21 protein-coding genes are annotated in these 23,949 nt (G+C 66.7%); 11 read left to right on the plus strand and 10 right to left on the minus strand.

Annotated elements, in window-relative coordinates:
* Positions 1-136: 136 nt before the first annotated feature.
* Genes AC2T4A_RS13535 through glcD form a run of 4 tightly spaced genes read right to left on the minus strand, consistent with a single transcriptional unit; the run spans position 137 to position 4,327 of the window.
* Positions 137-535, minus strand: a complete 399-nt coding sequence (locus AC2T4A_RS13535) for a heme-binding protein (protein ID WP_416745178.1) — start codon at positions 533-535, stop codon at positions 137-139.
* The gene (gene glcF, locus AC2T4A_RS13540; protein WP_486743497.1) at positions 514-1,788 is read right to left on the minus strand and encodes a glycolate oxidase subunit GlcF; all 1,275 of its coding nucleotides are present in this window, start codon (positions 1,786-1,788) and stop codon (positions 514-516) included. The genes AC2T4A_RS13535 and glcF overlap by 22 nt, the downstream gene beginning before the upstream one ends.
* On the minus strand, positions 1,788-2,828 hold the full coding sequence (gene glcE, locus AC2T4A_RS13545) for a glycolate oxidase subunit GlcE (protein ID WP_486743498.1): 1,041 nt from the start codon (positions 2,826-2,828) through the stop codon (positions 1,788-1,790). Before glcE ends, glcF begins: the two co-directional genes overlap by 1 nt.
* Entirely contained in the window at positions 2,828-4,327 is a 1,500-nt protein-coding gene (glcD, locus tag AC2T4A_RS13550; protein ID WP_486743499.1) for a glycolate oxidase subunit GlcD, read from the minus strand. The genes glcE and glcD overlap by 1 nt, the downstream gene beginning before the upstream one ends.
* A gap of 228 nt (positions 4,328-4,555) precedes the next feature.
* Here glcD and glcC point away from each other — a divergent pair, with 228 nt between their 5' ends.
* Positions 4,556-5,326 carry a transcriptional regulator GlcC gene (gene glcC / locus AC2T4A_RS13555; protein WP_486743500.1) on the plus strand — a complete coding sequence of 257 codons (771 nt, stop codon included), beginning with the start codon at positions 4,556-4,558 and terminating at the stop codon, positions 5,324-5,326.
* Positions 5,327-5,535: 209 nt separating this feature from the next.
* On the opposite strand, the gene AC2T4A_RS13560 is transcribed toward glcC, so the two are convergent.
* Positions 5,536-5,955: a MerR family transcriptional regulator gene (locus AC2T4A_RS13560; RefSeq protein WP_486743501.1), complete on the minus strand. Its 420-nt coding sequence runs from the start codon at positions 5,953-5,955 to the stop codon at positions 5,536-5,538.
* Between the two features lie 79 nt (positions 5,956-6,034).
* Between AC2T4A_RS13560 and AC2T4A_RS13565 the strand changes: the two genes are divergently transcribed.
* Positions 6,035-7,267: an NADH:flavin oxidoreductase/NADH oxidase family protein gene (locus AC2T4A_RS13565; RefSeq protein WP_486743502.1), complete on the plus strand. Its 1,233-nt coding sequence runs from the start codon at positions 6,035-6,037 to the stop codon at positions 7,265-7,267.
* 151 nt (positions 7,268-7,418) lie between these two features.
* On the opposite strand, the gene AC2T4A_RS13570 is transcribed toward AC2T4A_RS13565, so the two are convergent.
* Complete coding sequence (locus AC2T4A_RS13570) at positions 7,419-8,144, minus strand: SDR family oxidoreductase (RefSeq protein WP_486743503.1); 726 nt, start codon at positions 8,142-8,144, stop codon at positions 7,419-7,421.
* Positions 8,145-8,256: 112 nt separating this feature from the next.
* Between AC2T4A_RS13570 and AC2T4A_RS13575 the strand changes: the two genes are divergently transcribed.
* Positions 8,257-9,051, plus strand: coding sequence for a LysR family transcriptional regulator (locus AC2T4A_RS13575; RefSeq protein WP_486743504.1), 795 nt, complete (start codon positions 8,257-8,259; stop codon positions 9,049-9,051).
* Position 9,052: 1 nt separating this feature from the next.
* Here AC2T4A_RS13575 and AC2T4A_RS13580 read toward each other — a convergent pair whose 3' ends face one another.
* Positions 9,053-9,238 (minus strand): hypothetical protein, encoded by a 186-nt coding sequence (locus AC2T4A_RS13580; protein ID WP_486743505.1) that lies wholly within the window; start codon positions 9,236-9,238, stop codon positions 9,053-9,055.
* Positions 9,239-9,260: 22 nt separating this feature from the next.
* Here AC2T4A_RS13580 and AC2T4A_RS13585 point away from each other — a divergent pair, with 22 nt between their 5' ends.
* Positions 9,261-9,389 (plus strand): hypothetical protein, encoded by a 129-nt coding sequence (locus AC2T4A_RS13585; RefSeq protein WP_486743506.1) that lies wholly within the window; start codon positions 9,261-9,263, stop codon positions 9,387-9,389.
* Between the two features lie 158 nt (positions 9,390-9,547).
* Here the strand turns inward: AC2T4A_RS13585 and AC2T4A_RS13590 are convergent, their stop codons facing one another.
* Positions 9,548-10,780 carry a flavin monoamine oxidase family protein gene (locus AC2T4A_RS13590; protein ID WP_416745167.1) on the minus strand — a complete coding sequence of 411 codons (1,233 nt, stop codon included), beginning with the start codon at positions 10,778-10,780 and terminating at the stop codon, positions 9,548-9,550.
* Positions 10,781-10,939: 159 nt separating this feature from the next.
* Positions 10,940-12,010 carry an AbrB family transcriptional regulator gene (locus AC2T4A_RS13595; RefSeq protein WP_486743507.1) on the minus strand — a complete coding sequence of 357 codons (1,071 nt, stop codon included), beginning with the start codon at positions 12,008-12,010 and terminating at the stop codon, positions 10,940-10,942.
* 107 nt (positions 12,011-12,117) lie between these two features.
* Here AC2T4A_RS13595 and AC2T4A_RS13600 point away from each other — a divergent pair, with 107 nt between their 5' ends.
* The gene (locus AC2T4A_RS13600) at positions 12,118-13,020 is read left to right on the plus strand and encodes a LysR family transcriptional regulator (RefSeq protein ID WP_416745165.1); all 903 of its coding nucleotides are present in this window, start codon (positions 12,118-12,120) and stop codon (positions 13,018-13,020) included.
* Between the two features lie 164 nt (positions 13,021-13,184).
* Here AC2T4A_RS13600 and AC2T4A_RS13605 read toward each other — a convergent pair whose 3' ends face one another.
* Positions 13,185-14,078 carry a TauD/TfdA dioxygenase family protein gene (locus tag AC2T4A_RS13605; protein ID WP_486743508.1) on the minus strand — a complete coding sequence of 298 codons (894 nt, stop codon included), beginning with the start codon at positions 14,076-14,078 and terminating at the stop codon, positions 13,185-13,187.
* Positions 14,079-14,201: 123 nt separating this feature from the next.
* Between AC2T4A_RS13605 and AC2T4A_RS13610 the strand changes: the two genes are divergently transcribed.
* From AC2T4A_RS13610 to AC2T4A_RS13635, 6 genes are all read left to right on the plus strand, one after another.
* Positions 14,202-15,233 carry an AraC family transcriptional regulator gene (locus AC2T4A_RS13610; protein WP_486743509.1) on the plus strand — a complete coding sequence of 344 codons (1,032 nt, stop codon included), beginning with the start codon at positions 14,202-14,204 and terminating at the stop codon, positions 15,231-15,233.
* Positions 15,234-15,578: 345 nt separating this feature from the next.
* Positions 15,579-17,852 carry a bifunctional acylase PvdQ gene (gene pvdQ, locus AC2T4A_RS13615; RefSeq protein ID WP_486743510.1) on the plus strand — a complete coding sequence of 758 codons (2,274 nt, stop codon included), beginning with the start codon at positions 15,579-15,581 and terminating at the stop codon, positions 17,850-17,852.
* Positions 17,853-18,036: 184 nt separating this feature from the next.
* Positions 18,037-18,954 (plus strand): polyphosphate kinase 2, encoded by a 918-nt coding sequence (gene ppk2 / locus AC2T4A_RS13620; protein ID WP_416745161.1) that lies wholly within the window; start codon positions 18,037-18,039, stop codon positions 18,952-18,954.
* Positions 18,955-19,134: 180 nt separating this feature from the next.
* The gene (locus AC2T4A_RS13625) at positions 19,135-20,748 is read left to right on the plus strand and encodes an inorganic phosphate transporter (RefSeq protein WP_416745160.1); all 1,614 of its coding nucleotides are present in this window, start codon (positions 19,135-19,137) and stop codon (positions 20,746-20,748) included.
* Positions 20,749-21,089: 341 nt separating this feature from the next.
* Positions 21,090-22,328 (plus strand): glutamine synthetase family protein, encoded by a 1,239-nt coding sequence (locus AC2T4A_RS13630; RefSeq protein ID WP_486743680.1) that lies wholly within the window; start codon positions 21,090-21,092, stop codon positions 22,326-22,328.
* A gap of 273 nt (positions 22,329-22,601) precedes the next feature.
* Positions 22,602-23,942 carry an MFS transporter gene (locus AC2T4A_RS13635; protein WP_416745159.1) on the plus strand — a complete coding sequence of 447 codons (1,341 nt, stop codon included), beginning with the start codon at positions 22,602-22,604 and terminating at the stop codon, positions 23,940-23,942.
* Positions 23,943-23,949: the final 7 nt, after the last annotated feature.

Consider the following 23,949-nt stretch of genomic DNA (forward strand, 5'->3'; position numbering starts at 1 on the left):
GCAACGCGGCGCGTAGCGGGGCTTCTGCAAGCTGATTCGGGCAAGCTTTTCGGGGTGCCGCCGCCGGCTCGCTTGTGACCGGCGGCGACCCTGACTCGGCCTGTGGCCACCTGTCGCCAGGGGCGCAAGAGGGCTTTCAAAGCGCTGCCACTCCGACGCTGGCGACCTGGGCATCCTCGCCGGCCTTCACCCCGGAGACGCCCACTGCGCCGATCACCTGTCCATCGACGATCAGCGGAATGCCGCCTTCGAGCGAGGTAATCAGTGGCGCGGTGACGAAGGCAGTGCGGCCGCCGTTGACCATGTCTTCGTAGCCTTTGGTTTCGCGCCGCCCCAGTGCTGCGCTGCGGGCTTTTTCCGTGGCGATATAGGCGCTGGCCGGGGCACTGCCGTCGAGGCGCTCCAGCGCCAGTGGATGGCCGCCGTCGTCGACCACCGCGATGGACACCGCCCAGCGGTTGCGCAGCGCTTCCTCCCGCGCGGCGGTGAGGATGCGGCTGACTTCCTGCTGGCTTAGAACGGCTTTGTTGAGCATGTGTCCACCTCGTCATGCGGGCGCGATTGCGGCGCGTCGGCCAGGGTTTCTTCCACCAGTTCGATCCAGTGCCTTACCGGCGTGCGGCCGGCGCCGCCCAGGTGGGTCTGGCAGCCGATGTTGGCAGTGACGATGACTTCCGGGCTGCCGCTTTCCAGCGCCTGCAGACGGTTGTCGCGCAGCCGCTTCGACAGCTCCGGCTGGGTCAGCGAGTAGGTCCCGGCGGAGCCGCAGCACAGGTGGCTGTCAGGCACGGCAGTGAGGCTGAAGCCCAGGCGCGTGAGCACGCCTTCCACCGCGCCACCCAGTTTCAGCGCGTGCTGCAGCGTGCACGGGCAGTGGAAGGCCAGGCGGCGCTCGCCCCGCAGGTGCAGTTCCTCCAGCGGCTCGTCGCGCAGCACTTCGGACAGGTCGCGGGACAGTTCGCTGACCCGCCGGGCCTTCGCCGCGTACTGCACGTCGCGCTCCAGCAGATGGCCGTAGTCGCGAACGAAGGCGCCGCAACCGCTGGCCGTCTGCACGATGGCCTCGGCGCCGGCTTCGATGGATGGCCACCAGGCGTCGATGTTGCGCCGGGCGCGGTCCAGCCCATCGGCCTGGGCATTGAGGTGATAGTCCACCGCGCCACAGCAGCCAGCATCCGCCGCCGGGATCACACTGATGCCCAGGCGATCCAGCACCCGCGCGGCGGCGGCATTGGTGTTGGGCGACAGCGCGGGCTGCACGCAACCTTCGAGCATCAGCATGCGCCGCGTGTGGCGCGGCTTCGGGCGTTCAACCGGCGGATGTGGGTAGCGCGGCAGCTTGCTTTGCAGGCTCTGCGGCAGGAGCGGATGGAAGGTCCGCCCGGCCTTGGCCAGTGCGCTGAACAGCGCCGCATTCGGCACCACAACGCGCAGGCTGCGACGCATCACGCGCTCGCTGAACGTGCGCGGCACCTGCTGTTCGACCACCGCGCGGCCGATGTCCAGCAGGTTGTGGTAATCCACACCGGAAGGGCAGGTGGTCTCGCAGTTGCGGCAGCTCAGACAGCGGTCCAGGTGCTCACGGGTGCTGGTGCTGGGCTCGGCACCTTCGAGCACTTGCTTGATCAGGTAGATGCGCCCGCGCGGGCCGTCCAGCTCGTCGCCCAGCAACTGGTAGGTCGGGCAGGTGGCTGTGCAGAAGCCGCAGTGCACGCAGGAGCGCAGGATGCGCTCGGCTTCCTCGGCGCGTGGCAGGCGCTTGGCCTGTTCGCTCAGGTTGGTTTGCATCAGAGTTCCCTGTACATCCGGCCGGGGTTGAAGATGCCTTGCGGGTCGAGCTGTTGCTTGAGGCTCCGGTGATAACGCAGCAGCGCGGCGGGCAGTGGGTGGAAGCTGTCGTCGCCCGGCGTGCAGCGCATGGCATGGCCGCCGACTTCGGCGACGCTGTGGCGGATCAGCTCGGCGTCCGCGTCGGACTTCAGCCAGCGCTGTGCGCCGCCCCAGTCGATCAGCTGTTCGCCCGGCAACGAAAGTGCCGGCGTGGCGTTGGGCAGCGACAGCCGCCAGAGCGTGCCGGGGCTGGCAAAGAAGCCCAGGCGCTGTTCGCGCAGGTTCTGCCAGTAGCTGCTGTCGATTTCCTCGCCACCCAGGCGCAGCCGTGCAGAACACACCGAGCCTTCGCCACCCTCCAGGCGCAGGTGCAGCGCGCTGCCGTCATGGCAGGCGGCGGTGATCGGAATCGGTTGTGCGCCCCATTCGGCGAGTTCGCCCAGCGCCTGGTGGATGTCCATTTCCAGGCGCAGGCTGGCGCACATCCGTGGCTTGGGCAGGACCTTCATCGACACTTCGGTGATGACGCCAAGGCAACCGAAACTGCCGGCGAGCAAACGGGACAGGTCGTAGCCGGCGACGTTCTTCATCACCTCTCCACCGAAGCGCAGCAGCTTGCCGTGGCCCGTGATCAGCCGCGTGCCCAACACGTAGTCGCGCACCGAGCCGGACCAGGGCCGGCGCGGGCCGGAAAGCCCGGCCGCAACCATGCCGCCGAACGTGGCGCCGCTGAATCTCGGCGGCTCGCAGGGCAGCAATTGCCCGGCCTCGTCCAGCGCCGCTTCGATCTCCGCCAGCGGCGTGCCCGCGCGGGCGGTCAGCACCAGTTCGGTCGGGTCGTAGCTGACGATGCCGCTGTGGGCGCGAGTATCCAGTTCCACGCCGCTGACCGGGCGGCCGAGGAAGGCTTTGCTGTCGCCGCCACGAATGCGCAACGGCGTTCGCGCGCTGAGTGCCTGGTTCACCTGTTCGAGCAGGTCCGCGCTGGCGTCGGCCATCAGAAGCGCTCCAGGTCGGGGAAGGGCAACTGTCCGTGATGCACGTGCATTGCGCCGAACTCGGCGCAGCGGTGCAGGGTCGGGATGTTCTTGCCGGGGTTGAGCAGGCGGTCCGGGTCGAACGCCGCCTTTACTGCATGGAACAGGGTCAGCTCGTCACTGTTGAACTGCGCGCACATCTGGTTGATCTTCTCGCGCCCTACGCCGTGCTCGCCGGTGATGCTGCCGCCCACTGCCACGCAGAGTTCGAGGATCTTGCCGCCGATGGCCTCGGCGCGCTCCAGCTCGCCGGGCACATTGGCATCGAAGAGGATCAGCGGGTGCATGTTGCCGTCGCCGGCGTGGAACACGTTGGCCACGCGCAGGCCGAATTCCTCCGACAGCTCGGCGATGCCGTGCAGCACGCGCGGCAGCTCGCGACGCGGGATGGTGCCGTCCATGCAGTAGTAGTCCGGCGAGATGCGCCCGACCGCCGGGAAGGCGTTCTTGCGCCCAGCCCAGAAGCGCACGCGCTCGGCTTCGTCGCAGGCCAGCCGCACGTCGGTGGCGCCGGCCGCGCGCAGCACGCCATCGACGCACGCGCAGTCGTCCTGCACGTCCGCCTCCACGCCGTCCAGTTCGCACAGCAGGATGGCGGCGGCGTCCACCGGGTAGCCGGCGTGGATGAAGTCCTCGGCGGCGCGGATCGACAGGTTGTCCATCATCTCCAGCCCGCCGGGGATGATGCCGGCGGCGATGATGTCGGCCACCGCGCGGCCGGCCTTTTCCACTGAATCGAAACTGGCCAGCAGGACCCGCGCCACCTGCGGGCGTGGCAGCAGTTTGACGGTGACTTCAGTGACGATGCCGAGCATGCCCTCGGAGCCGGTGAACAGTGCCAGCAGGTCGAAACCGGGGCTGTCGAGGGCATCGCTGCCCAGCGTCAGTTGCTCGCCTTCGACGGTGAGGATGTCCACCTTGAGCAGGTTATGCACGGTCAGGCCGTACTTCAGGCAATGCACGCCGCCGGCATTCTCGGCGACGTTGCCGCCGATGGAACAGGCGATCTGCGAGGACGGGTCGGGCGCGTAGTACAGGCCATGCGGGGCAGCGGCCTGGGAGATCGCCAGGTTGCGCACGCCGGGCTGCACACGGGCGAAGCGGCCCTGCGGGTTTACCTCAAGGATGCGGTTGAAGCGCGCCATCACCAGCAGGATGCCTTTCTCCAGCGGCAGCGCGCCTCCGGAGAGCCCGGTGCCCGCGCCGCGCGCCACCACCGGCACCTTGCGCGCATGGCAGAGCCTGAGCAGCGCCTGCACCTGCTCGATGCGTTCGGGCAGCGCCACCAGCATCGGCACGGTGCGATAGGCAGAGAGTCCGTCGCATTCGTAGGGCTTGAGGTCTTCGGCGGTGTGCAGGAGTTCGAGGTCGGGCAGTGCCGTTCGCAGTTCGGCCAGCAGGGCGGATTTGTCGACGGTGGGCAGCGCGCCGTCGACGCGCTCGTCAAAGAGGATATTCATGGGCCACGGTGCTCTGATCTTGTTATTGGATGAGCCCGTCAGGCGGGCTTCTTGAGCCACAGCGCCGTGAACATGCGGCCGCCGCTTCGCAGGCGTCCATCGGATTTCACACTGGTCCGACCAGTTATTGAGTGCCGGTACGCTGGAAAGGCCCTGTCCTCGCAGCTAGGGTTCTTGGCGACAGGACGGGCGAAGAGGCACTGGTCCTACCAGTTGTGGAGAGCTGTGATGACGACTTACCCGCAGGGCAAGCAGCGCGTCGCCGATCAGGTGGCGGAAAAGATCGAGCGCCTGATCGTCGATGGCGTGCTCAAGGTCGGCCAGGCGCTACCGTCGGAACGGCGCCTGGTGGAGAAGCTCGGCTGTTCGCGCTCGGCATTGCGTGAGGGGCTGCGTGCGTTGCGCGGGCGCGGCATCGTCGATACCGAGCAGGGGCGGGGTTCATTCGTTGCAGACCTGACCGGCGCCGACGACGTCTCACCGCTGATGCACCTGTTCCGCTCGCAGCCGCGCACGCTCTATGACTTGCTGGAGGTGCGCGCGCTGCTGGAAGGGGAGTCTGCCCGGCTGGCCGCCTTGCGCGCCACGGATGTCGACCTGTTGCTGATCGGCCGGCGGTTCGAGGAGATGCACTCGGCTTTCGACGAGCCGCAACCGCTGGACCCACGCGAGCATGCCCGGCGCGACCACGCCTTCCACCAGGCGATCAGCGAGGCCTCGCACAACCCGGTGCTGGTGCACACGCTGCAGTCGCTCAATGAACTGATGCTCAGCACCGTGTTCGCCTCGGTGAACAACCTCTACAACCGGCCACCACAGAAGCGCCAGATCGACCGCCAGCACGCGCGGCTGTATCGCGCCATCTGCGAACGCCAGCCGGAGCAGGCGCAGCGTGCCGCCCGCGAACATATCCACGGCGTCAGGGACAACCTGCGGGAGATCGAACAGGAGGAGCAGCGCCTGGTGCGCGCGACCTTGCGCCTAGAGGGTTGGAAGTGATGTAGGAGCGGACTCTGTCCGCGATGTCCAACCGGCCAGCTCAGCGTTGCCGGGAATCGATCGCGGACGGAGTCCGCTCCTACGCGAGCCGAAAGAAGCAATCGGCTGCCAGCGGCTTTTCGTAGGAGCGAGCTTGCTCGCGAACCGCTTCGCGCCGGAGTGGCCTGGGAGTACCGTTCGCGAGCAAGCTCGCTCCTACAGGTTCTGTATCAGCGCCGCGCCTTGCGTTCGCGAATTTCCGCCAGCATGCGCTCGGCATTCGCTGCACAGCCCATGCCCTCGGGCTTGTTCTCGATCCCGTCGATCACCGCCAGCAAGCGCTCGCGGTTCTGCCGCAACTGCTGCTCCATCGCTTCGATTTCCGCAACCTTGCGGCGCAGGCCAGCGACCAGTTCGCCGTGGCCGTTCTCGATGGGATTGGAGTGCGGCAGCAGGTTGCGGATTTCCTCCAGGCTGAAGCCGGTCTGCTGGGCGCTGCGGATGATCTCCAGCAGGTCGAGGGTCTCCGGCGGGTAGGCGCGGTAGCCGTTGGCCAGGCGCCGCGCCGGGGCGATCAGCCCGCTGGCTTCGTAGAAGCGGATGCGCGAGGGAGCGAGGCCGCTGAGGTTGGCCAGTTCACCGATTTTCATGCTGGGCTCCGAAAGGGGCTTGACCTTGAAGTGAACTTTAAACTTAGCCTTGCTGGCACCACAACCTCGGAGTCGCCTCATGTCGCCTTTCCAGCCCCTGCGCCTGCCCAACGGCGGCGAAGTCCCCAATCGTATCGCCAAGGCCGCCATGGAAGAGAATATGGCCGACGCCGACCAGGCGCCCTCGGCCGAGCTGCTGCGCCTTTACCAGGCCTGGGCGGATGGCGGCGTCGGCCTGATCCTCAGCGGCAACGTGATGATCGACGGCCGCGCCATGACCGGCCCCGGCGGCGTGGTGCTGGAAAACGACCGCCATCTGGAGCGCTTCCGCGAATGGGCGCGCATCGGTCGTTCCCGCGGCGCGCAGTTCTGGTTGCAGTTGAACCATCCCGGTCGCCAGGTGCAGACCAACCTCGGCCAGGGGGCCATTGCGCCCTCGGTTGTGCCGCTGGAGATGGGCAAGTTCTCCAAGCTGTTTGCTGTTGCCCGCGAGATGACCGAGGACGATATCGCCGAGGTGATTCGGCGCTTCGTCCGCGCTGCAAAGCTTTCTGAACAGGCCGGTTTCACCGGCGTGCAGATCCATGCAGCGCACGGCTACCTGCTCAGCCAGTTCCTCTCGCCGCTGGCCAACAAGCGCCAGGACCGCTGGGGAGGCTCGCTGGAAAATCGCGCGCGCCTGTTGCTGGAGGTCGTTCGCGCTGTCCGTGCCGAGGTGTCGCCGGCGTTTTGCGTGGGGGTGAAGATCAACTCCGCCGATTTCCAGCGCGGCGGCTTCGACGCCAGTGATGCGTGCCAGGTGATCGAGTGGTTGAACGACGAACAGGTCGACCTGGTCGAGCTCTCCGGCGGCAGCTACGAGGCGCCGGCCATGCAGGGCGATGCCCGCGATGGCCGCACCCTGGCGCGGGAGGCTTACTTCCTCGAGTTCGCCCGCGAGATGCGCAAAGCGGCGCGCATGCCGCTGATGGTGACTGGCGGCATCCGTCGTCTGCCGGTGGCGGAGCAGGTGCTGGATAGCGGGCTGGAGATGGTCGGTATCGGCACCGCCCTGGCGCTGGAGCCGCAGCTGGTTCTGCACTGGCAGCGCGGCAGCCAGACCCAACCACAGCTACCGGCGATCCGCTGGCGCTCCAAGCCGTTGGCGGCGCTGGCCTACATGGCGCTGGTCAAGCTGCAGCTGCACCGCATCGGCGCCCGCCGCGCGCCCAACCCGCAGGCCTCGCCGTGGCGCACCTTGGTGATGGAGCAATGGCGCACGTTGCGCCGGGCCAAGCAGTACCGCCGCTGGGCAGCGCGCCAGATCGGTTGATTGGTGCGTAGGAGTGGACTCAGTCCGCGATGTGTAATCGCCGCTCTGCGGATGATCCTGGCGATGGGATCAGCCGATCGCGAACGGAGTCCGCTCCTGCAAATGCCTGGGCCCCTCCCTCAAGGGGAGGGCTGGGCGGGCCTGGCGCCGATCACGCCTGCTGCCGCGTCGCCGCCAGCACGATCTCGCGAATGCACACGCCCTGTGGCTGGTTGTAGGCGTAGCCGATGGCGTTGGCCACGTCCTCGGCGCTGAGCACCTTGCCGCCCATCTCGCGCTTCCAGTCCTGGTAGCCGCTCTTGATCGCCTCGTCGGTGGTGTGGCTGAGCAGTTCGGTCTCCACCGCGCCGGGGGCGATGGTGACGACGCGGACGTTATGCGCCGCGACTTCCTCTCGCAGGTTTTCGGAGATCGCGTGCACCGCGAACTTGGTACCAACGTAGGCGACATGGTTGGGGAAAGTCTTGCGCCCAGCCACCGAGCTGACATTGATCACGGTGCCCTGGTTGCGCTCGACCATGCCCTTGAGCACGGCGTGCACACCGTTGAGCAGGCCCTTCACGTTGACGTCGAGCATGCGCTCCCACTCGGCCGGGTCCTGCTCGACCATATTGCCCAGCAGCATCACGCCGGCATTGTTCACCAGCGCGTCGGCTGGCCCGAAGCGCTTCTCGGCATCCGCCACGGCAGCCAGCAGCGCCTCGCGGTCGGTCACGTCCACTGCTCGGCACAGCGCGTTGGGCAGCTTCAGCGCTTCCAGTCGGTCAATGCGCCGGGCCAGCAACAGCAGGGGGTGGCCCTGCTCGGCGAAGAGGCGGGCGGTGGCTTCGCCGATACCGGAACTGGCGCCGGTGACGATGATCAGGGGCTTGCTCATGGTGGTTCTCCTGCAATCGAAAATCTGGATGCCTAAACGATGCAGTGAAGTATATTTAGCAATAATTCGCCTGAAAAATGGCTTATTCCTGTGTCTGGCATCGGGATTTCCTATGGATATTCGACAGCTCGCCGCCTTCGTCGCGGTCTTCGAGGAGCGCAACATCACCGCCGCTGCGCAGCGCCTGTTCGTCAGCCAGCCCACGCTGTCCGCTACCGTGCGCCAGTTGGAGGAGAGCCTGGGCACCGAGCTGTTCGTGCGCCAGCCACGCGGCGTGGATGTCAGCGAAGCGGCACGTACCCTGTACCCGCGCGCCCGTGCCTTGCTCGCCGAGGCGGACGGGTTGCGCAACCTGTTCCGCCAGTCGTCGGAGCGACAGCCACTGCACCTGGGCGTGGAAGGGGACATCAGCGCCGGGCAGGTGGAGAGTTTCGTCGGCCTGGTGCAGCAGGCGATCCCGAACCTGCAGCTGCATCTGGAAGAAGGTTGTGTGGGGGATGCTCGGCTGGCAGCGGAGGAGTTCTGTTGCGAAGACGAGCTTTTCGTCCCGGTCTGGGACGACCCCTACGTGCTGGCGCTGCCGCCAGGTGACGGACGTGCACAGGTCGACGCATGGATCACCTGCCCGTCGCACCCGTCCCACCAGCGACTGATGACGGCCTATGGCAGCGCACCCGTGGTAGCGCAGGCCAGCACGCTGAATCTTGCCCTTCGGCTGACCAACGCCGGTCTGGGCGCAGCCATCCTGCCCGCCTCGCTGCTGAGCGGCGCTCCGGCAGTTCGGAGTGGGAGCCTGAATCTTCCCCTACCCGTACGCCGCATTGGCCTCTGCCATTCCGCCCAGGCGCTGGAGCAGCCGGCGGTGCGCGGGCTCTACGACTTCCTGCGAGCCCGCGAGGCGGCCTGACTCAGGCCTGCGCCTTCTGTGCGGCGGGCGTGCGCAAGGACAGCAGCAGGACCAGCGAGGCCGCGAGAATCTGCAGGCTCGCATAGCCGTTGGTGGTGGCGATCAGGCCGTAGCGCTGGATCGCCAGCCCGGCAAGAATCGCCGGCACGCTGAAGGCCAGGTAGCTCAGCACATAGAAGCTTGCCATCAGCGCACCACGTTCATGGAAGTTGCCGCAGGTCGACCGCATCGTCGATCGTCTGATGGCGCCGCTGGTGTACCGCATCCTGTTTTCCGGCGAGGAGCTGGAGGTGGCGTATGTCGAGCGGTTGGTCGACCTGACGCTGGAGGGGTTGTAACCGCTGCCGTGGGCTCGCTCTTTGCCGGCCGGTGCTGGTTTGCAAATCTCAACTGCTTCTGGCGGGCGACGCCCGGCACGTACCTGTAGGAGCGAGCTTGCTCGCGAACCGCCAAGCACTGTCACTTCGAGGGATGCTGTTCGCGAGCAAGCTCGCTCCTACAATCTCCGTAGGGCGTCTGCCCATGCCTGCAAAGCTTCACAGGCCACGAGCGCAATCTCCTCGTCGCTGCGCCCGGCAAACACCCGCTCCAGTGCATCCGCCGCGATCAGCCCGGCAACGGTCGGTGTACCTACGGCGTCGGTGAGGTCCAGCCACTCACCGAAGCTGGCCGGCGTGTCGTACCAGCGCAGGTAACCCGACGGCGAAACCGGCCACCAGCGCTCGTCGAATTGCAGCACGACTTTCTCAAGTTGCCCCATGCCCAGGTGGTCGAGCGCATTCTGCTGCGCGGGTGGCAAAGGCGGATTGAAGTGAATATCGCGCAGTACGCCGATGGGCACGGTGCAGATGCAGAAGTCGGCGCTTTCATCCGCCACTCGCACCTGATCGCCAGACCAGTCGATGGCGGTCGCCGGCCGGTTGAGGCGGATATCCAGCCCTTCGGCAAGATGCGCGACCAGCTGTGAATACCCCTGCGGCAGGAAGCGGTCGCCGGCGCCGACACCTTCTTCGTCGAGTGCATCGACCGACAACGATTCCAGCGGCAGGCAGGCCTCCAGGATCAGGTTGGCGTCCAGGGCGAAGCGAGTGGCGCGGCGGACAGCTTCATCACGTGATTCGAGATAGCGCGCCACGCCATCGGCCAGCGGCAGGCTGCGGTCGATCCCCGCGCGCAGGGCCTCCCAGGCAGCATCGATGTCGGGCAGCGTGCCATCCGCTGCCGCGGCCAGGGGTTGGCCGAAATCGGTTTCCCGCAACGGCAGGCCAAGCTGCCGGGCATGGATGGCCAGGGGGTTGTCGTTGAACTGTTGCAGCCAGGCGGCGCCTTCGTCCACCCAAACCGGGCCCAGGGCAATGCTGTGGACGCGCCCACCGAGGCGGTCGCGGGCTTCCAGCACCACGCACTCGATGCCGGCCTCCCGCAGGTGCCGCGCCGCGGCCAGGCCGGCGAATCCCGCGCCGATCACCAGCACGCGGCGGGCGCCGGCTTCGATGGCGATTCGGGCGGCGCGCAGGCCGTCGTTCCAGGCGCCATGGGTCATGGCCGGAGCGACGGGATTGCAGGCCTCGCCGGCCAGCACCAGCTTGCCGTCCAGCACTTCGCCGAGGCTGCGCCGATGTTCCGGTGTGCCGCCGGGCAGCAGGCTGCTGTAGGCGCCACGGCTGAACGGGTCGTCGCTCCAGTGGGTGACGTGGAAGCGGATGGGGTGGTGGCGAAGGCTATCCATGACGGGCTCGCTCGATAACGAGCGACGACCTTAGCGGGGGTGGGTTCGCCGGCACAAGATCCCGGATGGGCGCACTTTGTAGGAGCGAGCTTGCTCGCGAATGGCGTCAGCCGGCAGCTACAAGGTTGGGCGGTTCGCGAGCAAGCTCGCTCCTACAGGTCAGACGTGGCTCAGGCGTACGACTTGGCGCGCCACCCACACCCCGGTGAACAACACCACGAACAGCCGCAGTGTCTGCATCGCGAGCACCAGGCCGACGTCGGAGTGGGTATCCACCGCGATGATCGCCATGGCGTCCAGGCCGCCGGGGCTGGTGGCGAGGTAAAGGGAAAGGAAGTCCATCCCGGTGATGGCCGCAAGCGCCCAGGCGAACAGCGCACAACTGACGATCAGCCCGACTGCGCTGACGATCATGGCCGGCAGGTGGCGGCCGACATAGGCCAGGCTTTCGCGGTCGAAGCGCAGGCCGATGTAGCAGCCGATCACGCCGTAGGCGGTGGCCAGCAACCAGTGCGGCAGGGTGATGTGCAGTACGCCGGTGAGCTGCAGCACGGCACCGGCCACCAGCGGCACCAGCAGCGGCCCGGCCGGTAACTTTGCGCCAGCGGTGGTGCAGACGAAGATCAGCAGCAGGCAGTTGATCAGATCGGGCAACGTTGCGGTATCGATGATCGGCGTGCTGTGCGCTACCGAGCCGCCGCCTTCGATGCCCAGGAGCCGCCCGGCCAGGGCACCGGCCATGACCACGCAGACCACCCGCACGTACTGCATGGTGGCGACCACGCGCGGATCGGCGCCGTTGGCTTCGGCCATCGACACCATCGCCGCGGCGCCACCCGGTGCGGTACCCCAGGCAGCGGTGCTGCCGGGGATACCGCCGAAGCGCACCATGGCGTAGCTGACGGCGGCGGAGAGCAGCACGGTGAGCACCGTGGCGCTGAGCATCAGCGGCCAGGAAGCGACCATCGCCTGCAGCACCGACCAGCTCATCGCATGGGCAACCAGCAGGCCGATGCAGCCCTGGCTGAGACGGAAGGCGCTGCGTGGCAGACGGATTTCCGCGCCGCTGACACCAAAGGCGATGGCCACCAGCATGGGGCCGAGGAACAGCGCGGCGGGGATGCCGAGCCAGCCTAGCAACTGCCCGGCGCCTCCAGCCCCGAGCGCCAGGGCCAGCCATTGCAGACTGACGGGGATGCGGGCGGTGGAGAGGGCTGGGCGGCTGGACACGGACGGCTCCGGGCGGGGGAAGACGGAAAAATTATCGGTAGCCGGATCGATCAAGTCTATTTTCTAATAGTCATGAATCCATTCCTGAAATTTATCGGTTGGCCACCATGGACCTGCGCGATCTCGCCTATTTCGAAACCATCGCCGAGCTCGGCCACCTGGGCCGCGCCGCCGAGCGCCTGGGACGTAGCCAACCGGCACTGACCAAGAGTATCCAGCGCCTGGAGGAATCCCTGGGTGCGCGGTTGTTCCAGCGCGATGGCCGACGGATTCGACTGACACCGGCCGGCGAATTGATGCTGCAACGTGCCAGGCAATTGCGTCAGGACATCGAGGAAACCCGCCGCGAGGTGCGCGATTTCGCTAGTGGGGTGGTGGGCAATATCCGACTCGGCTGCGCGGCGACCATGGCCGAGTACCTTTTGCCGCGCTTGACCGAAGACCTGCTGGCCCGCGCGCCGGATGTCACCATGAGTCTGGTGCTGGGGCAGGACGATGTGTTGCGCGAGGCGTTGCGCAGCGGGCGGTTGGACATGGCGATCTGCTCGCGAATCGTCGACGACCCGCAACTGAGCAGCGAGCCGCTGCTGCAGGACCAGGTAGTGGTGGTTGCCAGTCGTGACCATCCGATCTTCGACGCACCCGTAGCCATGGCCGACCTCTGCCGTTATCGCTGGGTGCTGCCGGCCACCGGGGTGTCGTCGCGGCGCTGGATGGATGCCACCTTCCAGGCTCACCAGTTGCCCATGCCGCAGGTGCAGATCGAGACCAATGCGATCCCCATGCTGCCCAACCTGATCGCCCGCACCCGCCTGCTCAGCTTCATCGCGCGCGAGGCGCTGGCCGGCGGGCACGGCATGGACCAGCTGCGCGAGGTACAGTTGGCCGAGACGACGCTGACGCGGACGATTGGCCTGGCGGTGCGGGAAGGGGCTTATCTCTCACCTGCTGCACAGTTGCTGCGGGGGATGTTGCGCGAGCAGGCTGGGCGGTTCGGGGCGGAGTGGTAGCGGCGACGATTTCCGTAGGGCGGATAACCTGTCCCAGGTTATCCGCCCCGACGCAGTCACGAGACTGTAGGAGCGAGCTTGCTCGCGAACCGCTTCGCTTCGGAGTCGCCGGGAAGCACCGTTCGCGAGCAAGCCCGCTCCTACGAAAAGCGAAGCGCCGTACGTCAGCGGCTGGGGATTTCGCCCACCACGGTGGTGCGATACATCTCCCGCCGCATGCCGTGGTAGTCCGACACCGGGTAGTGCCAGGTGCTGCGGTTGTCCCAGATCGCCAGGGTGCCGGCGCTCCAGCGCATGCGGCAGGTGAAGGCCGGCTGGGTGGCGATGCCGAACAGGTAGTCCAGCAGCGGCTGCGACTCGGCCGGGCGCATGCCCTTGATGCCGCTGGTGTAGGCCGGGTTGATGTAGAGGACTTTCTTGCCGGTCTCCGGGTGTTTGGTTACCAGCGGGTGCGAGCGCACTTCGCCGTCGTGGCTGCCATAGCGCACCGCCATGTTTTCCATCAGGTCGTTGTGCTTGGCCTCGGCGCCGTAGGCGCGTTCGGGGCTGTGGATGGCGTCGAGGGTTTCCAGTTGCGCGCGCAGTTTCGGTGACAGCCATTCGTACGCCAGCGCCAGGTTGGCGTAGAGGGTGTCGCCGCCGAACGGCGGGATGTCATGGCCGTAGAGCAGGGTGAAGGCCGGCGGGCGCTCCTGGAACGACCAGTCGCTGTGCCAGGCGCCGCCGAACACCACCGGGGTCTTCTCGTTGGCTTCCTTCACCACCCGCACCACATGCGGGTGGTCCTCCATGCCGACCACATAGGGTTCGCGGCCAAATTCGCCAAAGCGCAGGGTGACGGCTTCGAGGCTCTCCACGCTGAGATTCTGCCCGCGGATGAACAGCACCTTGTGCGCCAGCAGCGCCTGGCGCAGCTCGGCGTAGCCGGCTTCGTCCAGCGTGGTCAGGTCGACGTCGCTGACGTCCGCACCGATCGCGCCGGTGGCCGGGACGATGCGGAAGTGCTTGTACTCGGCGGCGCGGTTCTGGCTCGGCAGCGCGTAGAAGAACTCGAACATGGGGAAGCCTCTTGTGAGTGTTATTGGCACCTGAAGCATGGTCAGCGCCGTCACTTTCTTCCATGATCAAGCCCGCCAAAAATTGACTTTCTCCGCCATGCAACGGTCAGCGAGGCATTCTTGATGGACTGGCGCCAGACCCGCGAAATCACCGGAGTGCAGTACCTGCTCGACAGCGCCCGGGACGAAGGCATCGCTGCGGACGATTGCCTGGTGGGCAGCGCCATCGCCCTGGCCGACCTGCAGGCGCGCGCCGGGCGCATCCAGGCCTGGCAGGAACTGGCGGTGATTCGCAATCTGCTGCAGCGGGTCAGCCGTCCCGGTCTTGGGTTGGCGACGGGACGGCGCTATCACCTCACCTCGTTGGGGCTGCTGGGATTCACCATGCTTGCCAGCCGCACCTTGGAGGAAGCCTTCGAGACCTTCGGCCGCTTCCAGAGCCTGGCGCTGACGCTCTGCCCGGTGAGCAGCGAGACGGAGGCTCGCGGGCTTTGGCTGGTGTACGACGACCGCGTGTTGCCCGAGGATGCCCGCGCCTTCGTGGTGGAGCGGGGCATTGCCGGGTGCTGGCAACTTTCCGGCGAGCTACTCCAGCGATCCTTGCAGCCGCTGGCCATTGAGTTGCGCAGCGCGGCACCCGCGGACATCTCGCCGTTCCTCGACACTTTCGGCATCGAGCCGGTGTTCGATGCGCCGCGCAACGCCATGCTCTTTGCCCTGGAAGACTTGCAGGCGCCGCTGCCGCAAGCGCAGATCAGCGCCCGCGACAGCGGTGAGCAACTCTGCGAACGCCTCTGTGGAGAACTGGCATTGACCCTGGCCAGCACACCGACTGCGCGGCAGGTCCAGCAATTGCTGTTGGGCGATTCCGCCAGCCTGCTCGGTGCGGCGGCGGTGGCCGCACGCATGGGGCTTTCCGAGCGCACGCTGCAACGGCGTCTCGCAGAGGAGGGGCAAAGCCTGCAGGTGCTCAATGACGGCATCAAACAGCGCTTGGCCGAGCGGCTTCTGCGCGAATCGCGCATGGATCTGCACGGCATAGCCCAGTGCCTGGGGTACGCCGAGGCGGCGAGTTTTTCCCGGGCCTTCCAGCGCTGGACGGGGCAGTCGCCCGGTCGTTGGAAACGTCAGTCCGGAACCCTCCCGGCGCCCTGAAGTCGAACCGCCCGCGACGCCTCTGCAATGGGCGAAAGCCGCGAGATAGAGCCTCCTGGTGTGGCCGATTGCCATCGGTTGCGGGTTAATTTCGCGCGCTTCCCATCCGTTGCCCTCAAGAGGCGCATCGCCATTTTTCGTGAGGCGCCCAACAAGAAAAGGAGAATCCATGTCCTCAGCAACCTGCCTGCACGCGTGCCTCGGAAGGCGCGGCGCGATGACCTTCAGCGCACTGCATTGGCCGGCGTGAGCCGCCATCCAACCCTTGCACCGGCACCGCGCAAGCGGCGCGGCCGAGTGCCCCTGGCCGGGCATCCGGCCGTCATCCGAGCATTGAGGGAATCAATGAGCAAGACCTTCCGACTGGCCGCCGTGGCCGGCAGCCTGCTGGCTACCGGACTGCCCGCGCTGGCCTATGGCGCCGAACTCGAGGCGCAGATCCGCTGGACCCGTTACGGCATTCCGCACATCCAGGCCAGGGACGAACTGGGCCTGGGCTATGGCATCGGCTACGCCTACGCCCGCGACAACGCCTGCCTGCTGGCCGAGGAAGTCCTCACTGCGCGCGGAGAGCGTTCGCGTTACTTCGGCGTGGAGGGCAAATCCTCCGCCGGCATCGGCAACCTGCCTTCGGACTTCTTCTACACCTGGCTCAACGACAACGAATCGCTGCGCCGCCTGCGCAGTGCGCAGCCGCAGCCGATCCGCGACCTTCTCGATGGCTACGCGGCCGGCTACAACCGCTGGCTGTGGGACACCCAGGCCGCCGGCACGCAGTGCGCGGGCAAGGCCTGGCTGCGCCCGCTGGAGGCCGACGACCTGCTGCGCCTGACCCGTCGCTTGCTGGTGCAAGCCGGCGCCGGACAGTTCGCCGAGGCCATGATGGCGGCCACGCCGCCGGGGCAGGCGAGCACATCGGTGGTCAGTGACGGCGAGGTGCTGGCGGCGATGCAGCGTCGCGAAAACTTCCACCGCGACCACGGCAGTAACGCCGTCGCCGTGGGTAGCGAGCGCTCGGCGGACGGCAACGGCCTGCTGTTGGCCAACCCGCACTTTCCCTGGTTCGGGGCGTTGCGCTTCTACCAGATGCACCTGACCATTCCCGGCCAGCTCGACGTGATGGGCGCGTCGCTGCCCGGCATGCCGCTGGTGAATATCGGTTTCAGCAAGGACGTGGCCTGGAGCCACACGGTGGATACCTCCAGCCACTTCACCCTGTACCGCCTCGACCTCGATCCGCAGGACCCGCACAGCTATCGCGTCGATGGCCAGTCGCGGCCGCTGAAGGAAATCACCCTGCGCGTTCGCGTGCTGGAACCCAACGGCCGCGTGGGCGTGCGCAGCCATACGCTGTACGAGTCCGAGTACGGCCCGCTGCTCAGCGTGCCGGGAAAATTCCCCTGGAACGCCAGCGAAGCCTTCGCAGTGCGCGACGCCAACCTGGGCAACGACCGCGTGCTGCAGCAGTGGTACGCCATCGATCACGCGCGCAGCCTGGATGAGTTGCGTGACAGCATCGAGCATGTGCAGGGCATTCCCTGGGTCAACACCCTGGCCACCAACGCCGAGGGCAACGTGCTCTACCTCAACCAGTCGGTGGTGCCGTACCTGAGCCAGCAGCAACTGGCCGACTGCGCCATTACCGAGTTCCAGGGCTTGCCGGTGCTGCAGGGCGGGCGCCGCGCGTGCAACTGGTCGAGCGCGCCGGGGAGCCGTCACGCCGGGCTGACGCCGCCGGAGCAGATGCCGGCGCTTGCGCGCGAGGACTTCGTGCAGAACTCCAACGACAGTGCCTGGATGAGCAACCCGGCGCAGCCGCTGACCGGCTTCTCGCCACTGGTGAGTCGCGATTCGGTTCCGGTCAGCGCCCGTGCGCGCTTCGCCCTGGAGCGGTTGAAGGGAGATGGCAAGATCGGTCCGGACGATCTGCAGAAGATGGTCACCGACAACCGCGTCTACGTTGCCGACATGCTTCTCGACGACCTGCTGCAACTGTGCAAGCCGGCCACCGCGGGCACCGAGGCGGCCTGCGCAGCGCTGGGTTCGTGGGACCGTCACGTCAACCTCGACAGCAATCCGGGCTTCGCCTACTTCCAGGCCTTTGTCGCGCGCTTCCTGACGATCGACGGTGGTTGGCGCCTGCCCTTCGATCCCAAGCTGCCGCTGGCCACGCCTTCGGGTATCGCCCTGGACAAGCCGGAGGTACGCCAGCAGGCGCAGCAGGCGCTGGTAGCGGCCGCGCAGGAGATCGACGGCCGCCGCATCCGCGCGGACGAGAAGTGGGGCGAGCTGCAACTGACCGGCGATGTCGCCAACCCGCTGGGCATCCCTGGCGGCACCGGCAACGAGGGCGTGTACAACGCCATCACCTCGGAGTGGCAGGGCGACCATTACCGTGTGCTCAGTGGCAGCAGCTATATCCAGTTGGTGGACTTCACCGCCGACGGGCCGAAGGCGCGTGGGTTGCTGGCGTTCTCGCAGTCCAGCGAGCCGAGCTCGCCGCATCATCGGGACCAGACGGAGCTTTTCGCCCGGCAGCAATGGCCTGAGTTGCCGTTTACCGACGAGCAGATCAAGGCTGATCCGGAGTTGAAGGTGATGGAGTTGCGCGAGCAGTAGAGGAACATCGGTAGCCGGAGTGCTTTTGTAGGAGCGAGCTTGCTCGCGAACAGTGTTCTCCGGCCCCCACCCCGGAGTTGTGCGGTTCGCGAGCAAGCTCGCTCCTACAGGGCGACCGCTGTCACCAGCCTGACACCGAGCGCCCCTAGTCTGGCGGCAAAGCCCCGACGCGTAGGCCGCCGCCATGCCCCTGACCAATGAATCCGTGATCCGCCGCATCCACCGTGAACTGCTCGACCACAGCGATGAAGAGCTGGAACTGGAACTGCTGGAAGATGTGCGCAACCTCGACGAACTGTTCGACGAGCACGCCGACGTCGACGAGGAAAAGCTCGCCCGCCGTCGTTACTTCAGCGAGCTGTTCCGCCTGCAGGGCGAGCTGGTGAAGCTGCAGAGCTGGGTGGTGAAGACCGGCCACAAGGTGGTGATCCTCTTTGAAGGCCGCGATGCGGCAGGCAAGGGCGGCGTGATCAAGCGCATTACCCAACGCCTGAATCCGCGCGTGTGCCGGGTCGCCGCGCTGCCCGCGCCGAATGACCGCGAGCAGACCCAGTGGTACTTCCAGCGCTACGTCTCGCACCTGCCGGCGGCGGGGGAGATCGTCCTGTTCGACCGCAGCTGGTACAACCGCGCCGGGGTGGAACGGGTGATGGGGTTCTGCAACGACGAGCAGTACGAGGAGTTCTTCCGCAGCGTGCCGGAGTTCGAACGCATGCTGGCGCGCTCGGGCATCCAGTTGATCAAGTACTGGTTCTCCATCTCCGACGACGAGCAGCACCTGCGCTTTCTCAGCCGCATCCACGACCCGCTCAAGCAGTGGAAGCTCAGCCCCATGGACCTGGAGTCGCGCCGCCGCTGGGAGGCTTACACCAAGGCCAAGGAAATCATGCTGGATCGCACCCACATTGCCGAGGCGCCCTGGTGGGTGGTGCAGGCCGACGACAAGAAGCGCGCGCGGCTCAATTGCATCAGCCATCTGCTGAAACTGATCCCCTACGAGGACGTCGAGCACCCGGCGGTGATCCTGCCTGCGCGGCAGCGCCACGAGGATTATTCGCGTACGCCGACGCCACGGGAAATCGTGGTGCCGGAGGTTTACTGAGGCCAGGTGGGCAGCGCTTTTCGTAGGAGCGAGCTTGCTCGCGAACCTGGCCGATTGCCGCGGCGTCAGGCACTTCGCGAGCAAGCTCGCTCCTACAGCGTTCGATGCCGGGACTGAGACACAACTTGTAACATTCCCCGCCGATCATGACCGGGACACCCCTCCACGCGGACTCCCAGCATGACCACCGATACCCTGGCCGCCGGCGATCTTCCCGTCGTCGAAGAACGGCCCCATCTGGAACACAAGCCCGGCCGCATCACCGCCTTTATCTTCTTCGCCGTGCTCGCCGTCGGCCTGCTGTTCTCGGCCTGGAGCCTGGTGCGCGACGTCGACGACGTCACCACCGCGGTCACCACCTGGACGCCATTCCTACTGCTCGGGGTCGCCTTGTTCATCGCCCTGGGCTTCGAGTTCGTCAACGGCTTCCACGACACCGCCAACGCGGTGGCCACGGTCATCTATACCCACTCGCTGCCGCCGCACTTCGCGGTGGTCTGGTCGGGCTGCTTCAACTTCCTCGGCGTGCTGCTCTCCAGCGGCGCAGTGGCCTTCGGCATCATCGCCCTGCTGCCGGTTGAGCTGATCCTGCAGGTCGGTTCCTCGGCCGGCTTCGCCATGGTCTTCGCCCTGCTGATCGCCGCCATCCTGTGGAACCTCGGCACCTGGTGGCTGGGCCTGCCGGCATCGTCCTCGCACACGTTGATCGGCTCGATCATCGGCGTCGGTATTGCCAATGCGCTGATGCACGGCCGCGACGGCACCAGCGGCGTCGACTGGGCGCAGGCGACCAAGGTCGGCTACTCGCTGTTGCTCTCGCCGCTGATCGGCTTCGTCTGCGCCGCGCTCCTGCTGCTGGCGCTGCGCCTGCTGGTGAAGAACCGCGCGCTGTACAAGGCGCCCAAGGGCAAGACGCCGCCGCCGTGGTGGATTCGCGGCCTGCTGATCCTCACCTGCACCGGTGTGTCGTTCGCCCACGGCTCCAACGACGGGCAGAAGGGCATGGGCCTGATCATGCTGATCCTGGTCGGCACCTTGCCGATGGCCTACGCGCTGAACCGCACCATGCCGGCGGACCAGACCGTGCAGTTCGTGGCCGTTGCCGAAGTTACCCAGCAGGCGTTGGTCCGCGCCGCGCCGCAGCCGGCGCCGGCCGACCCGCGTGCGGTGCTGTCGGAATACGTACGCACCAAGGAAGCCAAGCCGGAGCTGATCCCGTCCCTGGCGGCGCTGACCGGCGCCATCGGCGCGGAAGTGAAGGGCTACGGCAGCCTGGCCCGCGTGCCGGCCGAAGCCATGGGCAACGTGCGTAACGACATGTACCTGACCAGCGAGGCGATCCGCCTGATGGACAAGGACAAGGTCGGCAACTTCGACGCGGACACCACCAGCAAGCTGGCCGCGTTCAAGGGTAAGATCGACGAGTCGACCCGCTTCATCCCGCTCTGGGTGAAGGTCGCCGTGGCCATCGCCCTCGGCCTGGGCACCATGGTCGGCTGGAAGCGCATCGTGGTCACCGTCGGCGAGAAGATCGGCAAGACCCACCTGACGTACGCCCAGGGCGCCTCGGCGGAACTGGTGGCGATGATGACCATCGGCGCGGCGGACATGTACGGGTTGCCGGTGTCGACGACCCACGTGTTGTCCTCGGGTGTGGCCGGCACCATGGCGGCCAACGGCTCTGGCCTGCAGATGCGCACCATCCGCAACCTGCTGATGGCCTGGGTGCTGACCCTGCCGGCGGCCATCGTGCTCTCCGCTTCGCTCTACTGGCTGTTCACCCATCTGTTCTGATTGGCGTGTACTCACCTTGTAGGAGCGAGCTTGCTCGCGAACAGACCATCCGCCGACTCGGAAGCCGGGCGGGTTCGCGAGCAAGCTCGCTCCTACACGTGTCCTGCCTGCGATCCGGCAAGGTATATCCGATCTTCGGCCCGCTTGAAATATCGAACGCGTGGTGCGTATTTTGTACGGGCTCGCGCACCTCGCGCGGCGTCCTGTGACAAGGACAAGAAGAACAAGGATAAGAAGTCATGAGTAGCGATCTAGCGAACCCACTCGCCGAACGCCTGGCTGGAGTGGAAGAGATCGAGTGCGTCACCCCCGACCTCAACGGGGTGCCGCGTGGCAAGGTGATGACCGGCGAGGGCTTCCTCACCGGGCGCCGGCTGCAACTGGCGCGCGGCGTTCTGCTGCAATGCATCATGGGCGGTTATCCGCCGGCCAAGTACTACGGCAGCGACGATGGCGACCTCGCCCTGATCGCCGAGCCGACCCAGATTCACCGTCTGCCCTGGAGCGACGAACCCCGCGCCTTCGCCATCTGCGATGCGGTGGAACTCGACGGCAAGCCTTCCGGCCTGTCCACCCGCGGCCTGCTCAAGCAGGTGGTCGCGCGCTACGCCGAGCGCGGCTGGAGCCCGGTGGTAGCGACCGAACTGGAGTTCTTCGTCTTCGCCCCCAACCCCGACGCCAACGAAGCCTTCCAGGCGCCGGTCGGCCTCGATGGGCGCCGCGAGATCGGCCACTCGGCCTTCAGCGTGTCCTCCAACAATGGCCTGCGTCCCTTCTTCCAGGACGTCTACCGCTGCATGGAAGCGGTCGGTCTGGAGCGCGACACCTTCATGCACGAGATGGGCACCACCCAGTTCGAGATCAACTTCCTGCATGGCGATCCGGTGCTGCTGGCCGACCAGACCTTCCTGTTCAAGCATCTGCTCAAGGAAGTGGCGCTCAAGCACGGCCTGATCGTGGTGTGCATGGCCAAGCCATTGGCGCATACGCCGGGCAGTTCGATGCATATCCACCAGAGCGTCGTCGATGGCGACGGCCGCAACATCTTCACCGATGCAGGCGGCGAGGCCACGCCGGCGTTCCGGTATTTCATCGGCGGCCAGCAGGCTTGTCTGGCGGACTTCACCCTGCTGTTCGCGCCGAACGTGAACTCCTTCCAGCGCCTGTGTCACCCGTACGCCTCGCCGAACAATGCCTGCTGGTCCCACGACAACCGCGCCGCCGGACTGCGCATTCCGGCCAGTGCGCCGGTGGCCCGGCGGGTGGAGAACCGCCTGGCCGGCGCCGACGCCAACCCCTACCTGGCCATTGCCGCGAGCCTGGCCGCCGGCCTGCACGGCATCGAGCAGACGCTCGAACCCACCGCGCCGATCCAGGGTGAGTTCGAGGTGCCGGATGAGTTGCTGCTGCCCTGCACGATGTACGACGCGATGCAGCGTCTCAAACGCAGCGAACTGGCCCGCGAGGTGTTCGGCAACGAGTTCATCGATGGCTACTGCGCGACCAAGTCCATGGAGCTGACCAGCTTCTTCGACGAGATCAGCCCGTGGGAGCGTCGCGTCCTCGCCGCCCAGGCCTGATGTTGAAAGCCTGATGCGCGGGCCCGCCGACACAGCTGCGGCGAAAGTCTGATGCAGCTGTGATCGGCGGCCATTTCCAGGGGATCTTCAAGCCATCCTCGTGCATCCCGCCGACATCCTTCGAATTGCCTCGCATCACCGTGCGCGACGCTCGCCATTCCGGGCCCGGCAGGCCCCTCGACGCGCCGATTGGCAGCCTCTAATGTGTCAGCGCAAGTCCCGCTTTCCGCTGCCCGGACATTGTGCCGGGGTTGTCCTGGACCAGGAGGTCCAATGCTTCGGATCGTCACCGCGTTTCGTGCTCTGTACTTCGCTGCCGTCATGCTCCTGACCGGTTCCGGTCTGCTCAGTACCTACCTCGCGTTGCGCCTGGGCGCGGAGAAGGTCGATGGGCTGTGGATCGGCGCCATGATGGCCGCCTACTACCTCGGCCTCGTCCTCGGCGGCAAGATCGGCCATCGGCTGATCGCCCGCGTCGGTCACATCCGCGCCTACGTCGCCTGTGGCGGGCTGGTCACGGCGGCGGTGCTGGGCATCGGTCTGTTGCCGTGGATCGGCTTCTGGCTGGTGCTGCGGGTCGCCATCGGCCTGGGGATGATGTGCCAGTACATGGTCATTGAGAGCTGGCTCAACGAACAGGCCGAGGCGCGCCAGCGCGGGCTGGTGTTCGCCGGCTACATGGTCGCCTCGTACCTGGGGCTGGTGCTCGGCCAATTGGTGCTGGTGGTGCATCCGGGGCTGGGCCCGGAGCTGCCGATGCTGATCGCACTATGTTTCGCGATGTCGCTGATCCCGGTGGCGATCACGCACAAGGTCCACCCCGCGCCGTTGCGCCCGGCGCCGCTGGAGCCGCGCTTCTTCATCAAGCGGGTGCCGCAGTCGCTGACCACGGTACTGGTGTCCGGGTTGGTGATCGGCTCCTTCTACGGTTTGGCGCCGCTCTACGCGGTGCGCCAGGGGTTGAGTACGGAGGAGATCGGCCTGTTCATGGGCGGCTGCATCTTCGCTGGGCTGGTGGTGCAATGGCCTCTGGGCTGGCTGTCGGACCGCTACGACCGTGCGGCGCTGATCCGTAATGCTGCGATTCTCTTGCTGGTGGTCGCATTGCCGCTGGCCCTGCTGCCGATGTTGCCGCTGCCGCCAATGACGCTGGCCTGGTTGCTGCCGCTGGGCTTCGTGGTCTGCCTGGTGCAGTTCACGCTGTACCCGCTGGCGGTGGCGTTTTCCAACGACCACGTCGAAGGCGAGCACCGCGTCTCCCTCACTGCCATGTTGCTGGTGACCTTCGGTGTCGGCGCCTGTATCGGCCCGCTGGCGGCCGGCGCGCTGATGAAAGCTTTCGGCGCCAACATGCTCTACGCGTTCGTCTGCGCCTGTTCGCTGATCCTGATCTGGCGCGTGCACCCGGAGAAAGTCAGCGGCGTGCACCGGGTCGACGAAGCACCGGTCAAGCACGTTGCCACGCCCGATAGCCTGGCCTCTTCGCCGCTGTCCGCCGCGCTCGACCCGCGGGTAGCCGAAGCCGCCGTGGAGGAGCAGATGAAAGGCAACGACAGCAGTGCGCCTGCACCTGATGCGGCAGCGGAAGCAGAGGAAGAAAGCCGGCCTGCGTGAGGCCGCA

The organism is Pseudomonas sp. PVC-3-1, from assembly GCF_057444315.1.

Excerpts from the sequence above, each read along its gene's own strand:
- AC2T4A_RS13535 (WP_416745178.1), bottom strand. The coding sequence starts at position 535 with ATGCTCAACAAAGCCGTTCTAAGCCAGCAGGAAGTCAGCCGCATCCTC.
- glcF (WP_486743497.1), bottom strand. The coding sequence starts at position 1,788 with ATGCAAACCAACCTGAGCGAACAGGCCAAGCGCCTGCCACGCGCCGAG.
- glcE (WP_486743498.1), bottom strand. The coding sequence starts at position 2,828 with ATGGCCGACGCCAGCGCGGACCTGCTCGAACAGGTGAACCAGGCACTC.
- glcD (WP_486743499.1), bottom strand. The coding sequence starts at position 4,327 with ATGAATATCCTCTTTGACGAGCGCGTCGACGGCGCGCTGCCCACCGTC.
- glcC (WP_486743500.1), top strand. The coding sequence starts at position 4,556 with ATGACGACTTACCCGCAGGGCAAGCAGCGCGTCGCCGATCAGGTGGCG.
- AC2T4A_RS13560 (WP_486743501.1), bottom strand. The coding sequence starts at position 5,955 with ATGAAAATCGGTGAACTGGCCAACCTCAGCGGCCTCGCTCCCTCGCGC.
- AC2T4A_RS13565 (WP_486743502.1), top strand. The coding sequence starts at position 6,035 with ATGTCGCCTTTCCAGCCCCTGCGCCTGCCCAACGGCGGCGAAGTCCCC.
- AC2T4A_RS13570 (WP_486743503.1), bottom strand. The coding sequence starts at position 8,144 with ATGAGCAAGCCCCTGATCATCGTCACCGGCGCCAGTTCCGGTATCGGC.
- AC2T4A_RS13575 (WP_486743504.1), top strand. The coding sequence starts at position 8,257 with ATGGATATTCGACAGCTCGCCGCCTTCGTCGCGGTCTTCGAGGAGCGC.
- AC2T4A_RS13580 (WP_486743505.1), bottom strand. The coding sequence starts at position 9,238 with ATGGCAAGCTTCTATGTGCTGAGCTACCTGGCCTTCAGCGTGCCGGCG.
- AC2T4A_RS13590 (WP_416745167.1), bottom strand. The coding sequence starts at position 10,780 with ATGGATAGCCTTCGCCACCACCCCATCCGCTTCCACGTCACCCACTGG.
- AC2T4A_RS13600 (WP_416745165.1), top strand. The coding sequence starts at position 12,118 with ATGGACCTGCGCGATCTCGCCTATTTCGAAACCATCGCCGAGCTCGGC.
- AC2T4A_RS13605 (WP_486743508.1), bottom strand. The coding sequence starts at position 14,078 with ATGTTCGAGTTCTTCTACGCGCTGCCGAGCCAGAACCGCGCCGCCGAG.
- AC2T4A_RS13610 (WP_486743509.1), top strand. The coding sequence starts at position 14,202 with ATGGACTGGCGCCAGACCCGCGAAATCACCGGAGTGCAGTACCTGCTC.
- pvdQ (WP_486743510.1), top strand. The coding sequence starts at position 15,579 with ATGAGCAAGACCTTCCGACTGGCCGCCGTGGCCGGCAGCCTGCTGGCT.
- ppk2 (WP_416745161.1), top strand. The coding sequence starts at position 18,037 with ATGCCCCTGACCAATGAATCCGTGATCCGCCGCATCCACCGTGAACTG.
- AC2T4A_RS13625 (WP_416745160.1), top strand. The coding sequence starts at position 19,135 with ATGACCACCGATACCCTGGCCGCCGGCGATCTTCCCGTCGTCGAAGAA.
- AC2T4A_RS13630 (WP_486743680.1), top strand. The coding sequence starts at position 21,090 with ATGACCGGCGAGGGCTTCCTCACCGGGCGCCGGCTGCAACTGGCGCGC.
- AC2T4A_RS13635 (WP_416745159.1), top strand. The coding sequence starts at position 22,602 with ATGCTTCGGATCGTCACCGCGTTTCGTGCTCTGTACTTCGCTGCCGTC.